Source organism: Streptomyces abyssomicinicus, from assembly GCF_008974245.1.
Taxonomy (GTDB): Bacteria; Actinomycetota; Actinomycetes; order Streptomycetales; family Streptomycetaceae; genus Streptomyces; species Streptomyces abyssomicinicus.
The window spans coordinates 277,662-295,085 of sequence record NZ_BBZI01000010.1 but is presented as its reverse complement, the minus strand read 5'-3'; the positions used below and the strand labels follow the sequence as shown (position 1 = coordinate 295,085).

General features: G+C 74.8%; 15 protein-coding genes. 12 read left to right on the top strand and 3 right to left on the bottom strand.

The genetic code is table 11. The features are described from left to right. Positions 1-41: 41 nt before the first annotated feature. The gene (locus tag GBN72_RS24485) at positions 42-1,502 is read right to left on the bottom strand and encodes an aldehyde dehydrogenase family protein (protein ID WP_151774050.1); all 1,461 of its coding nucleotides are present in this window, start codon (positions 1,500-1,502) and stop codon (positions 42-44) included. Positions 1,503-2,027: 525 nt separating this feature from the next. On the opposite strand from GBN72_RS24485, the gene GBN72_RS24480 reads away from it, so the two are divergent. From GBN72_RS24480 to GBN72_RS24445, 8 genes are all read left to right on the top strand, one after another. Then, complete coding sequence (locus tag GBN72_RS24480; RefSeq protein ID WP_151774049.1) at positions 2,028-2,243, top strand: type A2 lantipeptide; 216 nt, start codon at positions 2,028-2,030, stop codon at positions 2,241-2,243. A gap of 149 nt (positions 2,244-2,392) precedes the next feature. Further along, entirely contained in the window at positions 2,393-3,199 is an 807-nt protein-coding gene (locus GBN72_RS24475; protein ID WP_151774048.1) for an HlyD family efflux transporter periplasmic adaptor subunit, read from the top strand. Positions 3,200-3,228: 29 nt separating this feature from the next. Then, positions 3,229-5,445 (top strand): NHLP family bacteriocin export ABC transporter peptidase/permease/ATPase subunit, encoded by a 2,217-nt coding sequence (locus GBN72_RS24470; protein ID WP_151774202.1) that lies wholly within the window; start codon positions 3,229-3,231, stop codon positions 5,443-5,445. Continuing rightward, complete coding sequence (locus GBN72_RS24465) at positions 5,446-8,352, top strand: NHLP bacteriocin export ABC transporter permease/ATPase subunit (RefSeq protein WP_151774047.1); 2,907 nt, start codon at positions 5,446-5,448, stop codon at positions 8,350-8,352. Positions 8,353-8,448: 96 nt separating this feature from the next. Then, entirely contained in the window at positions 8,449-8,667 is a 219-nt protein-coding gene (locus GBN72_RS24460) for a hypothetical protein (RefSeq protein ID WP_151774046.1), read from the top strand. Positions 8,668-8,716: 49 nt separating this feature from the next. After that, complete coding sequence (locus GBN72_RS24455) at positions 8,717-9,748, top strand: iron-containing redox enzyme family protein (protein ID WP_151774045.1); 1,032 nt, start codon at positions 8,717-8,719, stop codon at positions 9,746-9,748. A 122-nt stretch (positions 9,749-9,870) separates the two neighbouring features. After that, a complete protein-coding gene (locus GBN72_RS24450) occupies positions 9,871-10,527 on the top strand; it encodes a HemK2/MTQ2 family protein methyltransferase (protein ID WP_246212832.1) in 657 nt (218 codons plus the stop codon). Beyond that, positions 10,508-10,741 carry a CDGSH iron-sulfur domain-containing protein gene (locus GBN72_RS24445; RefSeq protein ID WP_439959805.1) on the top strand — a complete coding sequence of 78 codons (234 nt, stop codon included), beginning with the start codon at positions 10,508-10,510 and terminating at the stop codon, positions 10,739-10,741. The genes GBN72_RS24450 and GBN72_RS24445 overlap by 20 nt, the downstream gene beginning before the upstream one ends. 23 nt (positions 10,742-10,764) lie before the next feature. Here GBN72_RS24445 and GBN72_RS24440 read toward each other — a convergent pair whose 3' ends face one another. Then, on the bottom strand, positions 10,765-11,142 hold the full coding sequence (locus GBN72_RS24440) for a toxin Doc (RefSeq protein ID WP_151774043.1): 378 nt from the start codon (positions 11,140-11,142) through the stop codon (positions 10,765-10,767). Between the two features lie 3 nt (positions 11,143-11,145). After that, positions 11,146-11,391 carry a hypothetical protein gene (locus tag GBN72_RS24435; RefSeq protein ID WP_151774042.1) on the bottom strand — a complete coding sequence of 82 codons (246 nt, stop codon included), beginning with the start codon at positions 11,389-11,391 and terminating at the stop codon, positions 11,146-11,148. 245 nt (positions 11,392-11,636) lie between these two features. Here GBN72_RS24435 and GBN72_RS24430 point away from each other — a divergent pair, with 245 nt between their 5' ends. The 4 genes from GBN72_RS24430 to GBN72_RS24415 all read left to right on the top strand — a co-directional run bounded on the left by GBN72_RS24430 (position 11,637) and on the right by GBN72_RS24415 (position 17,403). Then, the gene (locus tag GBN72_RS24430) at positions 11,637-14,042 is read left to right on the top strand and encodes a SpoIIE family protein phosphatase (protein ID WP_151774041.1); all 2,406 of its coding nucleotides are present in this window, start codon (positions 11,637-11,639) and stop codon (positions 14,040-14,042) included. A 91-nt stretch (positions 14,043-14,133) separates the two neighbouring features. Continuing rightward, positions 14,134-14,799, top strand: coding sequence for a DUF4232 domain-containing protein (locus GBN72_RS24425; protein WP_151774040.1), 666 nt, complete (start codon positions 14,134-14,136; stop codon positions 14,797-14,799). A 288-nt stretch (positions 14,800-15,087) separates the two neighbouring features. Further along, positions 15,088-16,023, top strand: coding sequence for a hypothetical protein (locus tag GBN72_RS24420; RefSeq protein ID WP_246212831.1), 936 nt, complete (start codon positions 15,088-15,090; stop codon positions 16,021-16,023). Between the two features lie 354 nt (positions 16,024-16,377). Then, positions 16,378-17,403, top strand: coding sequence for a glutathione S-transferase family protein (locus GBN72_RS24415; protein ID WP_151774039.1), 1,026 nt, complete (start codon positions 16,378-16,380; stop codon positions 17,401-17,403). Positions 17,404-17,424: the final 21 nt, after the last annotated feature.

The window sequence follows — 17,424 nt, the reverse complement described above, 5'->3', positions numbered from 1 at the left end:
CGCCCCGGCGGGGGCGGGTCCGGTCCCGCGGGAGGGCGTCACTAGAAGGGGTAGTGGGCGTGCTCGGTGGCGACGGTCACCCAACGGGTGGCGGAGAACGCCTCGATGCCCCAGCGCCCTCCGAAGCGGCCGTAGCCGGAGGCCTTGACGCCGCCGAACGGGGCCTGCGGCTCGTCGCCCACCGACTGGTCGTTGACGTGGACGATGCCGGTGCGTACGCGCCGGGCCAGGCTGAGTCCGTGGGTGGCGTTCTCGGTGATGATGCCGCAGGTGAGCCCGTTCTCGGTGTCGTTGGCGAGCGCGACGGCCTCGTCGTCGGTCGTGAAGGTGCGCACCACGCAGACCGGGCCGAAGGCCTCCGCGTGGTGGAGGTCGGCGTCCTCGGGCACGTCGGTGAGCACGGTCGCGGGGTGCACGGCGCCGTCCGGGTCGCCGCCTCCGGTCAGGACGGTGGCGCCCTTGCCGACGGCGTCCCGGACCAGGGCGGCGACCCGGCGGGCGGCGTCGGCGGTGACCAGGGGGCCGATCACCGTCTCGGGGCGGGTCGGGTCTCCGGCGGGCAGCGAGGCGGCCTTGGCGGCGAACCGCCGGCAGAACTCGTCGGCGAGCGAGGCGTGGACCAGGACGCGGTCGCCCGACATGCATATCTGGCCGGCGTTCATGAAGACGCCGAAGGTGGCCGCGTCCACGGCGTAGTCGAGGTCCGCGTCCTCGAGCACGATGACGGCGTTCTTGCCGCCGAGTTCCAGGACCGCCGGCTTCAGGTGACGGGCGGCGTGGGTGCCGATGATCCGGCCGACCCCGGTGGAGCCGGTGAAGTTCACCGCCCGCACCCGCGGGTCGGCGATCAGCGTCTCGGCGATCTCGGCCGCGTCCTCGCGCGCGTTGGTGACGACGTTGAGCACACCGTCCGGCAGGCCGGCCTCGCGCAGCACGTCGGCGACGAAGAGGGCGCAGGCCACCGGCGCGTCCTCACTGGCCTTCACCACCACCGTGTTGCCCGCGGCGAGCGGCGCGGCGACGGCGCGGACGCCCAGGATCACGGGAGCGTTCCACGGGGCGAAGGCGGCCACCACGCCCAGCGGCTCGCGGACCGCCATGCCGAGCACCCCCTCCTGCTGGGAGGTGAGCACCTCGCCGCGGGGCGCGGTGACCGCGGCGGCCGCCTCGCGCAGCATGTTGGCGCCGAGGCCGGCGTTGAACATGGCCCAGGGGCGGGTGCCGCCGGCCTCGTTCGCCATCATCTCGGCGACCTGCTCCGCCTTGCCGTCCAGGATGTCGGCGGCCTTGAGCAGGATGGCGCGGCGGGCGAACGGGGAGAGCGCGGCCCACCCCTCGAAGGCGGCGTCCGCCGCGTCCACGGCGCGCCGCACGTCCTCGGGTCCGGCGGCGGCGACCCTCGCGTACACCTCGCCGGTGAACGGATTGACGTCCTCCTCCGTCCGTCCGGAGGCGGCGGGCACGTCCTTGCCGCCGATGAGCAGGTCACGGGTGAGGGTCATGGTGCGATTCCCGTCGTTCCGGAGGTCCACGGATGCGCCGGGTGAACACATGTTCACCGGTGCGGGCATGCTCCGTTCCTCGCCGAGGGAAAGTCAAGGGACGGCCGGCCGGGCCGCCCGCCCTCCCCCGTGACCGTCACTGTCACCTTCACCGTCCCGCCCCACGGGACCCGCGTGCGGGAAATCTGCACACCTGCTGCCCGAAGCAGGCACCGTCCCGGCCCGCCGCGGTCCGCCGGCGCACGGCCGCGGTCCGCAATGCCCGATCCGGCCGGGCGTGGCGAGAAGGGCCTGCGAGCGCCGCGTGCCGCTTGTGTGGAAGAGATCCCCAAGCAGTGACGAGGCATTCACGCTTCCCGCCGACCTGGCGGCAAAAGCCCAGCTCGCAGCGGTTGTTGAGTGGAAGACGGCGACGCGCCCGTGCTTTGATCCAACCGCGCCGCAGGGCTTCGCAGGCCCCCTCCGGAGCCTGGTCGGCCCACGGCGCGAGTCCCCATAAGAAGGCCCTTACGAAGGGAAGTTCCCATGAACTTCGTCCCCCAGGTCGAGACCGCCGAGATCTCCGACGCCGAGCTGGACAACGTCTCCGGCGGTCTGCTCGGCGAGACCCTCGGTGCCGTGACCGGCGTCGTCGACGGCATCGTCCCGGTCTCCGGCATCCTCAACACCGCGATCTCCACGGTCGAGGGCACCACCGGCCTGAACACCGCTCCGGTCACCGGCCTGGTCAACAGCCTCTGACCGCACGCGTTTGCCGACCGGTCCCCCACATCTCCGGTCGGACACCGCGTCGCCGGATCCCGGAGCCGTCGCACGGCTCCGGGATTCCCGGCGTTCCGCACCGGTTCCCGCACAGGCGGCCGGTATTCCGCACAGTCGAAGGAAGACCCGTGCAGTTCCGCCAGCAGGCGCTCGACAAGCTGCGGTCGCCGGAGGACCTCGAGCTGCCCGCCCGGCTCGCCCGGCCGCAGGGCTGGCTGGTGCTCTCGGTGACCCTGGCCGTGACGGCCGCCGCGTCCCTCTGGGCGGTGACCGGTTCGGTCGTCACCACGGTGAGCGCGCCGGCCGTGCTCACCCACGGGCGGGGCAGTTACGTCCTGCAGAGCCCCGTCACCGGACAGGTGACCGAGGTGGTGGCCGAGGAGGGCGACCGCCTCGGCGCCGAGGCGCCCGTCCTGAGGGTGCGCACCGCCGAGGGCGACGTCCTGGTGCGGACGGTCGAGGCCGGACGCGTCACCGCGCTCGCCGTGAACGTCGGGGCGGTGCTGCAGACCGGAGCCGACGTGGCGGCGGTCGAGAAGGTGGTGGCCGGCGACGCGCCGCTGTACGCCACCGTGTACGTCCCGGCGGGCGAGGCGGCCGAGGTCCGCGAGGGCGACCGGGTGGACCTCACCGTGCAGACCGCGCCGGCCTCCCGTTACGGGGTGCTGCGCGGCGAGGTGCGGTCGGTGGAGCGGCGGGCGCAGTCGCCCCGGCGCATCGCCTCCTTCCTGGGCGACTCCGGGCTGGCCGCGCGTCTCACCGAGGACGGCGCGCCGGTCGCCGTCACCGTCGGGCTGCTCCGCTCGTCGTCGACGAGGAGCGGCTACGCGTGGTCCACCGAGGACGGGCCGCCCTTCCGGCTGGACTCCATGACACAGGCCACCGCCTCCGTCCGCGTGGCCGACCAGCACCCCGTCGATTGGCTCCTGCCGTGACCCCACAGGGCGTGACCTCCCGGAAGGACCTGCCGCCGCCCGTCCGCGGCCGGCGCCGGGCCGTACCTCCGAGGCGACCCCCGGTCCGCCGGACGCTCCGCCGTACCGTGCGCACCCCGACGGTGCTCCAGATGGAGGCCGTGGAGTGCGGCGCCGCCGCGCTCGCCATGGTGCTGGGCCACCACGGACGCCACGTCCCCCTGGAGGAGCTGCGGATCGCCTGCGGCGTCTCCCGCGACGGCTCGCGGGCCGGCAACCTGCTGAAGGCGGCGCGCGGCTACGGCATGACCGCCAAGGGCATGCAGATGGACACCGCCGCCCTGGCCCGGGTGGCGGCCCCCGCCGTCCTGTTCTGGGAGTTCAACCACTACGTCGTCCTCGACGGCATGGGACGGCGGTTCGGCCGGCGCGGCGCGTACGTCAACGACCCCGCCAAGGGCCGCCGGTTCGTTCCGATGGAGGACTTCGACACCAGCTTCACCGGTGTGGTCCTGGTGATGGAACCGGGCCCGGACTTCCGGCGCGGCGGACGCCGCCCGGGCGCGCTCGGCGCCCTCCCCGCCCGGCTGCGCGGCACCGCCGGTGCCCTGCCCGCAGCCGTGCTGGCGAGCCTGCTGCTGGTGCTGGTCGGCGCGGCCGTGCCCGCGCTCAGCCGCACCTACATCGACACCTTCCTGATCGGCGGCCAGACCTCCTTGCTGGGGGTCCTGTTCACCTCGATGGGCGCCTGCGTGCTGCTCACCGCGGTGCTGACCTGGCTCCAGCAGGGCAATCTGCTGCGCGGGCGGATCATCTCGTCCACCCTCTCCAGCGCCCGGTTCCTGCGCCATCTGCTGCGGCTGCCGGTCACCTTCTTCTCCCAGCGGGGCCCGGCCGACCTGGTGCAGCGGCTCGAGTCCAACGACTCGGTCGCCGAGACCCTCTCCCGGGACCTGGCCTCCGCGGGCGTGGACGCGGTCGTGGTGGTGCTGTACGCGGTGCTGCTGTACACCTACGACCCGCAGCTCACCGCGGTCGGGATCGGTGTCGCGCTGCTCAACGTGGTCGCCATGCGGGTGGTGGTGCGGCTGCGCGCCACCCGCACCGCCAAGCTGCGCGCGGACTCCGCACGGCTCACCAACACCGCCTACACCGGCCTCCAGCTGATCGAGACCATGAAGGCCACCGGCGGCGAGGACGGCTACTTCCGCAAGTGGGCCGGGCAGCACGCCGTCACCCTGGAGGAGCAGCAGCGCCTGGGGGTGCCCACCGCCTGGCTGGGCGTGGTGGCGCCCACCCTGGCCACCCTCAACAGCGCGCTGATCCTGTGGATCGGCGGCCTGCGCGCGGTGGAGGGCCACATCACGGTGGGTCTGCTGGTCGCCTTCCAGGCGCTGGTCACCCGCTTCACCGCGCCGCTGACCCGGCTCAACGGGGTGGCCGGGCGGATCCAGGACTTCGCGGCCGACGTGGCGCGGCTGAAGGACGTGGAGAACTTCGGCCCCGACCCGCTGCACGCGCGCGGCGGCGAGGACTCCACCCGCCGGCTGCGCGGGCACGTCGAGCTGCGGGACATCGCCTTCGGCTACAGCCCGCTGGACGAGCCGCTGATCAGCGGCTTCGACCTGACGGTGGGCCCGGGCCGGCAGGTGGCGCTGGTCGGCGGTTCCGGCAGCGGCAAGTCGACGGTGGCGCGGCTGCTGTCCGGCCTGTACACGCCCTGGGAGGGCGTGATCCGGATCGACGGGCAGCGGCTGGAGGACATCGCGCGCGGCACGCTGGCCGCCTCGGTCGCCTTCGTCGACCAGGACGTCTTCCTCTTCGAGGGCACGGTCCGCGACAACGTAGCGCTCTGGGACCCGTCCGTCCCCGACGAGGCGGTGGCCGACGCCCTGCGGGACGCGGCCCTGTACGACGTGGTGATGCGCCGCCCGGGCGGCATCCACAGTCCGGTCGAGCAGGACGGCCGGAACTTCTCCGGCGGGCAGCGGCAGCGGCTGGAGATCGCCCGCGCCCTGGCCCGCCGTCCCAGCGTCCTGGTCCTCGACGAGGTGACCAGCGCGCTGGACGCCGAGACCGAGCTGGTGGTGATGGACAACCTGCGCCGCCGCGGTTGCGCGTGCGTCGTCGTCGCGCACCGGCTGAGCACGGTCCGCGACAGCGACGAGATCGTGGTGCTCCGGCACGGCGGGATCGTCGAACGCGGCACCCACCATCAGCTGGTGGCCGCGGGCGGGGCCTACGCACGACTCGTCAGGGAGCGGTAGATGACGTCCGGGCACGAGGGCGACCGGCCCTCGCGGGAAGACGGCCTCCAGGCGCTCGGCGCGCTTGGCACCCTGGTGGACTGCTCCGGCCCGCGGCTGGACCTGGAGGGCCCGCAGGTGCTGTGGCTGGTGGCCGAGGGGGCGCTGGACCTGTTCGCCGTGGACGCGATGGGGCAGGGCCACTGGTACCACCTGGGCCGGCTGGAGGCGGGCTCGCTCCTGCTCGGCCCGGTCGCCGGGCCGCAGCACACCCTGGTGGCCCGGCCGCTGCGGGACTGCGCGGTCCGCCGGATCCAGCTGCGCGAGCTGTACCAGCCGGTGACCGAGCAGACCTGGGTCCACGACGGGTACGGCAATCCGCGGCACCTGAGCCCGCGCTACAGCGCGTCGGAGTCGGGCCCGCTGGAGCACGCGCTGGCGCTCGGCGTGGGGCGGGGCCTGTCGGTGCTGTTCCAGGCACCGATGGCGGCGGTGTTCACCGCCGAGTTCACCGAGGGGTTCTCCACCGAGCCCGGCTTCCAGCAGGCCGCCGAGCACCTCGCCAGGAAGGCCGACGAGGACGTCTTCTGGATGCACGTGCCGCCCGGCAGCGTCGCCCACGGTGCGGTGTACGGCGCGGAGGCCGCCGCCGACCTGCTCGTGGACCCGGCGCTCTGGCAGGGCATGGTGGACCGGCAGTTCCGGCTGCTCTCCACCCTGGACCGCTGGATCGAGCAACAGGAGCGGTCGCACGAGAGCCGCGCCGCGGCGGGCGTCCGGGCGGGCCGGGAGGCCCGCGACCGTGCGGACCGCACCCTGCTGGCGTCGCTGGGCGGCCCGTCGCGCCGCCGCATCACCGAGGTGGACGAGGACGCCACCTGGGCGGCCTGCCGCCTGGTGGCCCGGGCCGCGGGCGTGACGCTCACCGACCCGGCACGCGGCGCCGCGGGGGCCGAACGGCTGGACCCGGTGGAGCGCATCGCCGCCGTCTCGCGGGTGCGCACGCGCACCGTGCGGCTGGGCGGCGGCCGGTGGTGGAAGGAGGACGTCGGCCCGCTCCTGGGCTTCCGGGCCCTGTCCGGCGCCCCGGTGGCGCTGCTGTGGCGGCGCGGCGGCTACGTGGCGGTGCACCCGACCACCGGCCGGGAGACCCGGATCGGCGCGGAGAACGCCGACGACTACGGCGCCCGGGCGGTCATGTTCTTCCGTCCCCTCCCCGAGCGGCGCACCACCCCGCTGCGGCTGGCCCGGTTCGTGCTGTCCGGCGCCCGTCGGGACGTGGTGTCGCTGCTGCTCGGCGGACTGGTGACGGTCGCCGTGGGGGTGACCGTGCCGGTGGTCACCGGCAAGGTGCTGGGCCGGTACGTGCCGCAGGCGCGCACCGACCTGATCGCGCTGGCCTGCACCGCCGTGCTGGTGGCGGCCGTGGTGTCCGCGGTGTTCCTGCTGCTCCAGAACATGACGATGCTCCGGCTGGAGGGCCGGATCGAGGCCGTGCTGCAGCCGGCCGTGTGGGACAGGCTGCTGCGGCTGCCGGCGGCCTTCTTCGCCGGCCGGTCCACCGGCGAGCTGGCCGGGGCGGCGATGGGCATCAGCCGGATCCGGCAGTTGCTGGCCGGGGTCGGCCCGGTGGCGGCCCAGTCACTGACGGTCGGGACGGTCAACCTGGGGCTGCTGCTCTGGTACGACGTGAGCATGGCGCTGGCCGCCATGGCTCTGCTGGCGGTGCTGGCCGGGGTGTTCCTGCTGCTGGGCCTGTGGCAGGTGCGGTGGCAGCGCCGGCTGGTCCGGCTCACCCACCAGCTGAACAACCAGGCGTTCCAGACCCTGCGGGGGCTGCCCAAGCTGCGGGTGGCGGCGGCCGAGAACTACGCCTACGCCGCCTGGGCGGGCGGGTTCGCCCGCAGCCGTGAGATGCACCGCCGGCTCGGCGGCATCAAGAACCTGAACGCGGTGCTCGGCTCGGTGGCCCTGCCGGTGTGCTCGCTGCTGATGTTCGTGCTGCTGGCGGGGCCGGCGCGGGGCGCGATGCCGGCCGCCGACTTCCTCGCCTTCAACACGGCCGTCACGATGCTGCTGGGCTCGGTCACCCAGCTCACCGGCGCCGCGGTCTCGGTGGTCGCCGCGCTGCCGCTGTTCGAGGAGCTCAGGCCGGTGCTGGACGCGGTGCCGGAGGTGCGGAGCGCGAGCACCCCGCCGGGCCGGCTCTCCGGGGCGATCGAGGCGCGGCGGCTGTCGTTCCGCTACTCCGACGACGGGCCGCCGGTTCTCGACGACGTCTCCTTCGAGGTCCGTCCGGGTGAGTTCCTGGCGATCGTCGGCCCGAGCGGCTGCGGGAAGTCGACGCTGCTGCGGCTGCTGATCGGCTTCGACCGGCCCGCCTCCGGCAGCGTCCTCTACGACGGCCAGGACCTGGCCGCGCTGGACCACGCGGCGGTGCGGCGGCAGTGCGGTGTGGTGCTGCAGCACGCCCAGCCGTTCACCGGGTCGGTGCTGGACATCGTCCGCGGGCACGAGCCGTACTCACCCGAGGAGGTGATGGCGGCGGCGGAGCTGGCCGGGCTGGGCGACGACATCCGGCGGATGCCGATGGGGCTGCACACCCTGGTGGCCGGCAGCGGCTCGCTCTCCGGCGGGCAGCGGCAGCGGCTGATGATCGCGCAGGCGCTGATCCGCAGGCCGCGGATCCTCTTCCTCGACGAGGCGACCAGCGCGCTGGACAACGAGACGCAGCGACGGGTCATCGAGAGCACCCGCGCGCTGGAGGCGACCCGCGTGGTGATCGCACACCGGCTGTCCACGGTGATGGACGCCGACCGGGTGATCGTGATGGAGGACGGGCGCGTGGCGGAGACCGGCACGCCCGCCGCGCTGCTGGCCGACCGGGGAGGACGGCTGCACGAGCTGGTCCGGCGCCAGATGGCCTGAGCGGAGCCGGCGGGTCTGCCCGGGGCCGTGCCGGGTACCCGCAGTCCGCCCTCCGGGGCGACATGACAGCACTCGTGACAACCGAGGAGACGAACGGTGAACCACCACCACAGCCACGGCGACCGAAGCAGGGGCGACCACCGGGAGGAACCGCCGCGCACCGCGCTGGCCGAGGCGTTCCGGGAGGCCGAGGAGGCCGCGGCCCGCGTCACCGACCGGGACCGGGCCAAGGACGGCCCGGGGCGCCCCGGCGAGGCGGGCGACGCCACCTCGCCCGACCCCGCGGCCCAGGAACAGGCCCGACGGCAGCGCTGACCTGGAGGTCCGCCCGGGTACCCGGCGTCGCGGCGGGTACCCGGGCCGCATGAGTCACGACCGCGACGATCTCCCCGACCGCCACGCCCCCGAGCTCCCCGCCCCCCGCGGCCCGCTGTCCGCGGGGGTCCTCGCGCTGCTGCGCGGCGAGGTCCCGCCGCCCGGGCCGGAGGGCGCCGACGCCGCCGACCCGTACGGCGACGACCTGCAGCTCGCCCTGTACTGCTGCTACGAACTGCACTACCGCGGCTTCGCGGGCGTCGACCCGGCCATGGAGTGGGACCCTGGCCTGCTCACGGTGCGCCGGGCCATGGAGCGCCGGTTCCTCGCGGCGCTGCGCCGCGACGTGCCCGTCCACGACGACCTGCGCTCCGCCGTCAAGGAGCTGCTGACCGAGCCGGCCGAGGGCACGAGCGTCACCTGGTTCCTGCGCGACGAGGGCGAGCTGCGCCATCTGCGCGAGTACGCCGCGTTGCGTTCGGTCTACCACCTCAAGGAGGCGGACCCGCACGCCTGGGTGCTGCCCCGGCTGTGGGGCCGGGCGAAGGCCGCCATGGTGTCCGTGGAGTTCGACGAGTTCGGCGGCGGCCGCGCCGAGCGGGTGCACGCCAAGCTGTTCGCCGACCTCATGGCCGACCTCGGTCTGGACACCTCCTACGGCCGCTATCTCGGCCCCTCCCCCGCGCCGGCCCTGGCCGTGGTCAACCTGATGTCCCTGCTGGGCCTGCACCGCGCGCTGCGCGGCGCGCTGGTGGGCCATTTCGCCGCCGTCGAGATCACCTCCTCACCCGGCTCCCGCCGCCTCGCGGAGGCGATGCGCCGCACCGGCGCGGGACCGGCGGCCGAGTTCTTCTACGACGAGCACGTCGAGGCGGACGCGGTGCACGAGCAGGTGGTCCGGCACGAGGTGATCGGCGGCCTGCTGGAGGAGGAGCCGTATCTGGAGGGCGACGTGGTCTTCGGCATGGACGCCACGGTGTTCCTGGAGGACCGGCTGGCCGACCACGTGATGGCCTGCTGGCGGGCGAACGGCACGGCCCTGCGCGCCCCGCTGCCGGACACCGTGGCGGCGGCCGCGTGAGCGGGGCGGTGACCGGCGGCGGGCGGCGCGCCCGGGGGTGGTGGCCCTGGACGGGTGACGGGAACGGGCAGGTGGGCCATGGTGCCGTCGCACCGGGGTATTCGGCCGGTGTGAATCCTCCCTTGGTAGTTCCCGGGGTGTACGCCCCGCAGGACGACACCGTCCTCCTGACCGAAGCCCTGGCCGCCGAATCCCTGGCCGCCGGCGCCCGCGTCCTCGACGTGGGGACCGGCTCGGGCGCACTGGCCCTGGCGGCCGCCCGCCGGGGGGCGGAGGTGACGGCCGTGGACGTCTCCCGCCGCGCGGTGGCCGGCGTCCGGCTCAACGCCCTGCTGCACCGGGTGAAGGTGCGCGTGATGCGCGGCGACCTGTTCGCGCCGGTACGGGGCGAGGCGTTCGACGTGATCACCGCCAATCCCCCGTACGTGCCGACGCCGCCGGGCGGTCTGCGCGGCCGTCCGAGGCAGGCGCGGGCCTGGGACGCCGGGGACGACGGACGGCTGGTGGTCGACCGGATCTGCCGGGAAGCGCCGGGGCTGCTGCGCCCGGGCGGGGTGCTGCTGATGGTGCACTCCGAGCTCTCCGGGCCCTCGGCCACCGTGGAGCAGCTGCGGGCGGCCGGGCTCAAGGCCTCCGTGACCCTGCGGCGCCAGGTGGCCTTCGGGCCGGTGCTGCGCGACCGGGTGCACTGGCTGCGGCAGCGGGGGCTGATCTCCCCGGAGCAGGCGCGCACCGAGAGGGAAGAGCTGGTGGTGGTCCGTGCCGAACGACCCGTCTGAGCAGAACCGCGGTCCGGTGCCGCCCGGGCGTGGTGAGCGGGCGCACCGCGTCGTGGTGCCGCGCCGCGGGCCGATGCTGGTGGACGGCCCGGTGGAGGTGGAGCTCGAGGACGGCACGGTGGTGTCCTCGGACCGTTTCCGGGTGGCGCTGTGCACCTGCCGGCTGAGCGAGCGCTATCCGTGGTGCGACACCAGCCACCGAAGGCGGCGCTGACCGTGGGCCGGGCCGCCTTCGGATCACAGCTGCCACTCCCTGAGGCGGTCGGCGGCCCCGTAGACGTCGGTCTTGCCCGCGATCAGGTCGCGGGCGAGGTCGACGAGCGCGCCGTAGGGCGGGTCGATGCCCGCCCCGCTGGCGTACATGTAGGCCACCGCCGTGGCACAGGCGAAACGGGCGTTGGAGGACGGCAGCGGCCTGAGCACGGCGATGGTGTGCAGCAGGGCCGCGGCGCGCCAGGCCGGATCGGAGTCCACGCCGAGCCGGGGCGGGTCCACCCGGTGGCGGGCGACGGCGGCGACCAGCGCCGAGAAGTCGGTGATGGTCGGCTGGTCCGGAAGGACCTCCTCATGACGCTGGAGCAGCCAGGGCACGTCGATGTGCAGGAGGGAGGCCATGGGTCAGGCGGCCCGGCCCGCGCCCCGCAGCGGCGGCTCGTCGTCCGGGAAGGCGGCGGCGAACTCGTCGGCGTGCGTGGTGAAGAAGCGGCGGAAGGCCTCGGCGCCCTCCTGGAGCGCCCGGTGCCGCGCTATGTCCGCCGCCGCGGCCTCGCGTACCAGGGCCTTCATGGAGGTACCGCGCTCCTTGGCGATCTGCCGCAGGTCCTCGAGCTCGCGGTCGCTGAACTCCACATTGAGAGCTGGCATGGCGCCAAGGTACCGCTCGTCCGGCGGAGCGTAAAAACGTCCAGGTCACACCACTGGGTACACCCGTTCGGGCCGGTACCCGGAACGGTTCGCGCACCGGCCGCCGGACCCTGTGCCGGGGCGCCCGGGGCGGGGCCCGCCGCCCGCACGGCCCAAGGCCGCGGCACACGCCCCGCGCGGAGGTACTACGCTGGGACCGACGTGACCCGACGGTCACGGACAGTGTCCGCGATGGAGTGCCGACCATGAGCCCGGTCAACCCGCTCGACGATGCCGCGACGGCACGGGCTGTCGTCGACGACGACGGCGTGGTGCTCGAGTGGAACGACGGCGCCGTCCGGCTCCTCGGGTACTCCCCGGACGAGGTGGTGGGCCGCCCCGTCTCCGTGCTGTGCGTCGCCGAGGACGGCTGCGAGAACCTGCTCACCCCCGTGCCCGTCGAGCGCCGGACGACGGCGACGGTGGCGCTGCGTCACCGGGACGGGCGGGCGGTGCGGGTGCCTCTGATCGGTCACCGCAGACCCCCGGCGGAGGACCGTCCCGGTCACTGGCTGCTGGTGGCGCCGGTCGGCGGGAGCTCCGGCCCGCTGAGGCCCGACGACCCGCTGGCGATGGTGGAGCTGGTGCAGTCCCCCTGCGCGATGGCCGTCTTCGACACCCGCCTGCGGCTGCGCGCCATGAACGCCGACATGGCGAGGGTGCTCGGCGCCCCGGCCGACCGGCTGCGCGGGCTGCGGGTGACCGACATCGGCGCCCGCCCGGAACTCGCCGAGGTCGAGCGGGCCATGCGCAACGTCCTGGCGACCGGCGAGCACGACTCGGTGCGCGTCTTCCTTCCGCAGATGGGCAGCGGCAACACGGTCCGCGCCTGGCTCACCAGCATGGCGCCGGTCCGTGACGACCGCGGGGAGATCTGCGGGGTGTCCCTGGCCTCCCACGACTTCACCGAGCAGCTGCGCGCCCGTGAGCGTCTGCAGCTGGTAAACGAGGCGAGCTCCCGGGTCGGCACCACGCTCGACGTCCGGCGCACCGCCCAGGAGTTCGCCGACGTGCTGGTGCCGGCGATCGCCGACCACGTGTCCGTCGACCTGCTGGATCCCGAGCACGGCGGCGACCCGCCCTCGGAGCCGCCGTCGCCGGCCGTGCCGGTGCGGCTGCGCCGGGTCGCCGACCGCTCGGTGGCCGAGCGGGCGAAGGGCCTGCCGGGCGTCGGCGAGCTGGCCGCCTACCCCTCGTCGACGCTGCAGGCGGAAGCGCTCAGCCGCGCGCGGACGCTGGTCGTCACCGAGGCGCCGGAGGACCTGGCGCGGCGCTTCTCGTACCGGGTGGGCCTCGACAGCCGCGCGGTCGAGGTCGGCATGCACTCGGCGATGGCGGTGCCGTTGCGGGCCCGCGGCATGATCCTCGGTGTCGCCCTGTTCACCCGTCACCGGCAGCCCGAGCCCTTCTCCCGCGACGACGTGCTGCTGGCGGAGGAGGTCGCGGCGACGGCCGCCGTCTGCATCGACAACGCCCGGCGCTACTCGCGGGAACGGGAGGTCGCGCTGGCCCTGCAGCGGAGCCTGCTGCCGCGTTCCCTGCCGGTCACGGCGGCGCTGCAGGCCGCCTCGCGCTACCTGCCGGCGGCCCGGGCGGGCGGTGTGGGCGGGGACTGGTTCGACATCATCCCGCTCTCCGGGATGCGGGTGGCGATGGTGGTCGGCGACGTGGTGGGCCACGGCGTGCAGGCCTCGGCCACCATGGGCCGCCTGCGCACCGCGGTGCGTACCCTCGCCGACATCGACCTGGCGCCCGACGAACTCCTCACCCACCTCGACGACCTGGTGGTCCGCCTCTCCGACGAGGCGGGCAACGACGGCAGCCCGGGCGAGGTCGGCGCGACGTGTCTCTACGCGGTCTACGACCCGGTGTCCCGGCGCTGCTCCCTGGCGCGCGCCGGGCACCAGCCGCCGCTCATCGTCCGCCCGGGCGGTCTTCCCGAGCCGGTGGAGATGCCGGCCGGTCCCCCGCTGGGCGTGGGCGGGCTGCCGTTCGAGGCGGCCGAGCTGGAGCTGGCCGAGGGGACGGTCCTCGCCTTCTACACCGACGGCCTGGTGATGAACCGCGGCCTGGACGTGGACGCCGGCCGCATACTCCTGCAGGAGGCGCTGGCGGAGCCGGCCGATTCGCTGGACGACAGCTGCGAGCAGGTCCTGGCGAGGCTGCTCCCCCAGGGCGACGTGGCCGACGACGTCGCGCTGCTGCTGGCGCGGACGCGCGGGCTGCCCTCCTCCAGGGTGGCGACCTGGGACATCCCCGCGGACCCGGCGCTGGTGGCGGCGATCCGCAAGCAGGCGGTGAAGCAGGTCGAGCACTGGGGCCTGGAGGAGGCCACCTTCACCGCGGAGCTGGTGGTCAGCGAGCTGGTCACCAACGCCATCCGGTACGGGGCGCGCCCCATCCGCCTGCGGCTGATCCACGGCGCCTCCACGCTGATCTGCGAGGTGTCGGACACCAGCCACACCGCGCCGCACCTGCGGCGGGCGCGGACCTTCGACGAGGGCGGGCGGGGTCTGCTGCTGGTTGCGCAGCTGACCCAGCGCTGGGGCACCCGGCACACTCCCGACGGCAAGACGATCTGGGCGGAACTGCCACTTCTCGACGCCGTCTGAGGAGTCCGGATCCGGTCTTTCCGGAACCGGACGGCCGGAGGAGCATGACGGGAGCATCCGGCACGACGATCTCCCGGGAGTGTGGACGACGATGGGCCTCTCGCGTGCGACGCGGCACCGCGGCGTTCTGTGGCTTGCGACCGCGCTGCTGCCCGTGCCGTTCCTGCTGACCGGCTGTTCGGGGACCGACGGCGGTTCCTCCGCCCGCGCGGGCGGTGAGGCGACGGACGCGGGGCCGTCCTCGGCCGCCCCCGACCCGTCCGCCCCGGCCTCCGCCTCCGCCGCCACGTCGGCCCCGGCCGATCCGCCGGCCTCCTCCGCCCCGCCGCGGTCCCCGGGCGCTTCCTCCGACCGCTGCCGCACCTCCGGGCTGGCGGCCTCGGTGGGAACGGGCGAGGCGGGTGCGGGACAGCGGAGCTTCGCGGTGGCCCTCACCAACCAGTCGCAGCGCTCCTGCACGCTGCGCGGCTATCCGGGCGCGGCCTTCACGGACGCCTCCGGGGCGCAGCTGGGGCCCGACCCGCGGCGGATCGAGGGGACACCGGTCACCACGGTCAGGCTCTCCCCCGGGGAGAGCGCGTGGGCGACGCTGTCCTACAGCGACGCGAGGCTCACCGGGTCCAAGGCGAAGACCCCGGCCACCTTGCTGGTCACGCCCCCGGACGAGCGGGAGCCGCTGAGCGTGCGGTGGGAGTCCGGCAAGGTCCCGGTGTCCGCGAACGCCGCGGTCTCCGTCACCGCCTTCGGCAAGAGCTAGCGCCCCGCGGGGCCGGCCCCGGCGCCCCGGGTGAGCAGGTCTGGCCCCCGTGCCCCACGTGGGCGGGCCGGGTGTGCCGAGGTGGGCGGGACCGGTGCCGTCGGGGGCGGGGCGGGTGGGCCGAGGTGGGCGGGACCGGTGCTGTCGGGGGCGGGGCGGGTGGGCCGTGGTGGCGGTTGGTGCGGGCAGGTGAGGGGGCGGCGTGTCAGGGGGGCGTGGCGGGGACGGCGGGTGCGGGTCCTCCATGCTCGGCGGCGGACCCGACGCTGCCTACCCCCGGAGGAACCGGTGACGGCATCCCCGACCCCGCCGCCCCGTGCCACGCTGACCCGGCGGACCCGTGCCGCCCTGACCGCGGGAGCGGTGATCGTGGCGCTGACCGCCCTCTCCCCGCTCGTCGAACAGCGGCTGTCGGAGGCGGAACCGTCCGACAGCCGCGGATCCGCCCCCGTCGCGGTGGCGGCCGCCCCCGCTGATCCGGCCGCGGAGACCCTCTGCGCCCCGGCCGGTGTCCTGCGCGGGAGCGGCGGCGGCAAGGCGTCGCTGAGCCTCTGCACCTCCACCGGCGGTCCGTCCCTCGCCCTGTCCGCCCCCGCCTCGTGCTCGGCGCCCGGCGGGCGGACGTACGCCTGCCACACCTCCGGCACCTGGACGGCCCGCAGGGACGGCGAGGTCGTCGCCCGGGGCGCGCTGCCCGGTTCCGCCGACTACGCCGGTCCGGGGACGTACGAGATCACCGCCGAGGTCCGGGTCCGCTCCACGCCCGCCGGGGTGGACGTGCGGGGGAAGGCGACCGCCCCGCTCACCCTCACCCAGCCGCTGCGGGAGCCCACCCACCGCATCGAGGTGGACCAGGAGCGGTTGCGCGCGGGCCGGACCACCGTGCTGACGTACACAGTGCACCGGGACAGCGCGGAGGGCGACGGCAGCGGGCGGTTCGGGCTGATCGGCGAGGAGGACTCCGGGATCCGGCTCACCACGGACGACGCGCGCTGCGTCAACCCGCTGATCGGCCGGCACCCGTCCGAGCAGCGTCTGACCCACTCGCTGGACTGCGCGCTCACCGACCTCCAGCCGGGCAACCCCGCCACGGTGGTCGTCCGGGCCACCACCACCGACGCGTGCTCGAGCGTGGTGTCGAAGCTGGGGTACTGGATGCCCAAGGGCCAGACGTTCCGCACCGGCGGCATGGTGGCCGGTCCCGCCGTCGCCTGCGACGAGTGACCCGGAGCCCGGCCGGGCGTCGCCCGCGGGGGTGATGCGGGGGCCGGCCCGGAATTCCGCCGGGCCGGTGCGCATGAAGCCGTGAAGGCGGGGCAGACGCTTGTCGGGTCCCGCCGCGCTCCCCCGTCGTGGCGGGGCCCACCAGCGTCCCGCCCCTCCCCGCGCCGTGTGCCGCGAGCGCTCCCCCACCGCCTCCCGGGCTCGCCCTCCTCCCGCGGGTCCCGCCGGCACCGCGCGATCCCGCTCCACGCCCACCGCACGGGATCTTCGGCGGTGCCGATCGCCGAAAAGAGGGAACGCGTCCCTGGGAACGGACAACGACCCGGTCCGCGGACGGCAGGCGAGAGGGCGGCGATGAGCGGCGGCGAGGGCAACACCGAGTACGGCCGCAAGAAGTTCACGCGGTCGCCGAGCCACTTCACGGACCGGATCACCGCCGACGGCCGGGACGGCTGGCCGGTGGAGGAGGGACGGTACCGGCTGGTGGTCAGCCGGGCCTGTCCGTGGGCGAGCCGGGCGGTGATCTCCCGTCGGCTGCTGGGCCTGGAGGACGCGATCTCCCTGGCGATCGCGGACCCCGTCCAGGACGACCGCAGCTGGCGTTTCACCCTCGACCCCGGCGGCCGCGACCCGGTGCTCGGCATCAGGTTCCTGCACGAGGCCTACGACAGGCGGGAGACGGACCACCCCGGCGGCGTCAGCGTGCCCGCGGTCGTCGACGTCCCGAGCGGCGCGCTGGTCACCAACGACTACCGGCGGATCACCCTGGACCTCGCCACCGAGTGGACCGCCCACCACCGTGCGGGCGCCCCGGACCTGTACCCCGAGGCGCTCCGGGCGGAGATGGACGAGGTGATGGAGGACGTCCACCGGGACGTCAACAACGGGGTGTACCGGGCCGGTTTCGCGACCAACCAGGCCGACTACGAGGAGGCCTGCGCCGCGGTGTTCGACCGGCTGGAGCGGCTGGCCCGGCGGCTGGAGCGGCGGCGCTACCTGATGGGCGACACCGTCACCGAGGCGGACGTCCGGCTGTTCACCACCTTGGTGCGTTTCGATCCGGTCTACCACGGCCACTTCAAGTGCAACCGGTGGAAGCTGACGGAGAACCCGGTGCTCTGGGCGTACGCCCGCGACCTCTTCCAGACCCCCGGTTTCGGGGACACGGTCGATTTCGACCACATCAAACGGCACTACTACATGGTGCACACCGGCATCAACCCCACGCGGGTGGTGCCGCTGGGACCGGACCTGCCGGCCTGGCTGTCCCCGCATCACCGGGAGCAGCTCGGCGGCCGGCCGTTCGGTGACGGGACGCCGCCCGGCCCGGTTCCGCCGGGCGAGGAGGTGCCCGGAGCGGGGCGTCCGCGACCGTCCTGACCGACGGCGCGGGCAGGTCCG

Coding starts and splice junctions, on each gene's coding strand:
- GBN72_RS24485 (WP_151774050.1), bottom strand. CDS start 1,502: ATGACCCTCACCCGTGACCTGCTCATCGGCGGCAAGGACGTGCCCGCC.
- GBN72_RS24480 (WP_151774049.1), top strand. CDS start 2,028: ATGAACTTCGTCCCCCAGGTCGAGACCGCCGAGATCTCCGACGCCGAG.
- GBN72_RS24465 (WP_151774047.1), top strand. CDS start 5,446: ATGACGTCCGGGCACGAGGGCGACCGGCCCTCGCGGGAAGACGGCCTC.
- GBN72_RS24455 (WP_151774045.1), top strand. CDS start 8,717: ATGAGTCACGACCGCGACGATCTCCCCGACCGCCACGCCCCCGAGCTC.
- GBN72_RS24440 (WP_151774043.1), bottom strand. CDS start 11,142: ATGGCCTCCCTCCTGCACATCGACGTGCCCTGGCTGCTCCAGCGTCAT.
- GBN72_RS24435 (WP_151774042.1), bottom strand. CDS start 11,391: ATGCCAGCTCTCAATGTGGAGTTCAGCGACCGCGAGCTCGAGGACCTG.
- GBN72_RS24430 (WP_151774041.1), top strand. CDS start 11,637: ATGAGCCCGGTCAACCCGCTCGACGATGCCGCGACGGCACGGGCTGTC.
- GBN72_RS24425 (WP_151774040.1), top strand. CDS start 14,134: ATGGGCCTCTCGCGTGCGACGCGGCACCGCGGCGTTCTGTGGCTTGCG.
- GBN72_RS24415 (WP_151774039.1), top strand. CDS start 16,378: ATGAGCGGCGGCGAGGGCAACACCGAGTACGGCCGCAAGAAGTTCACG.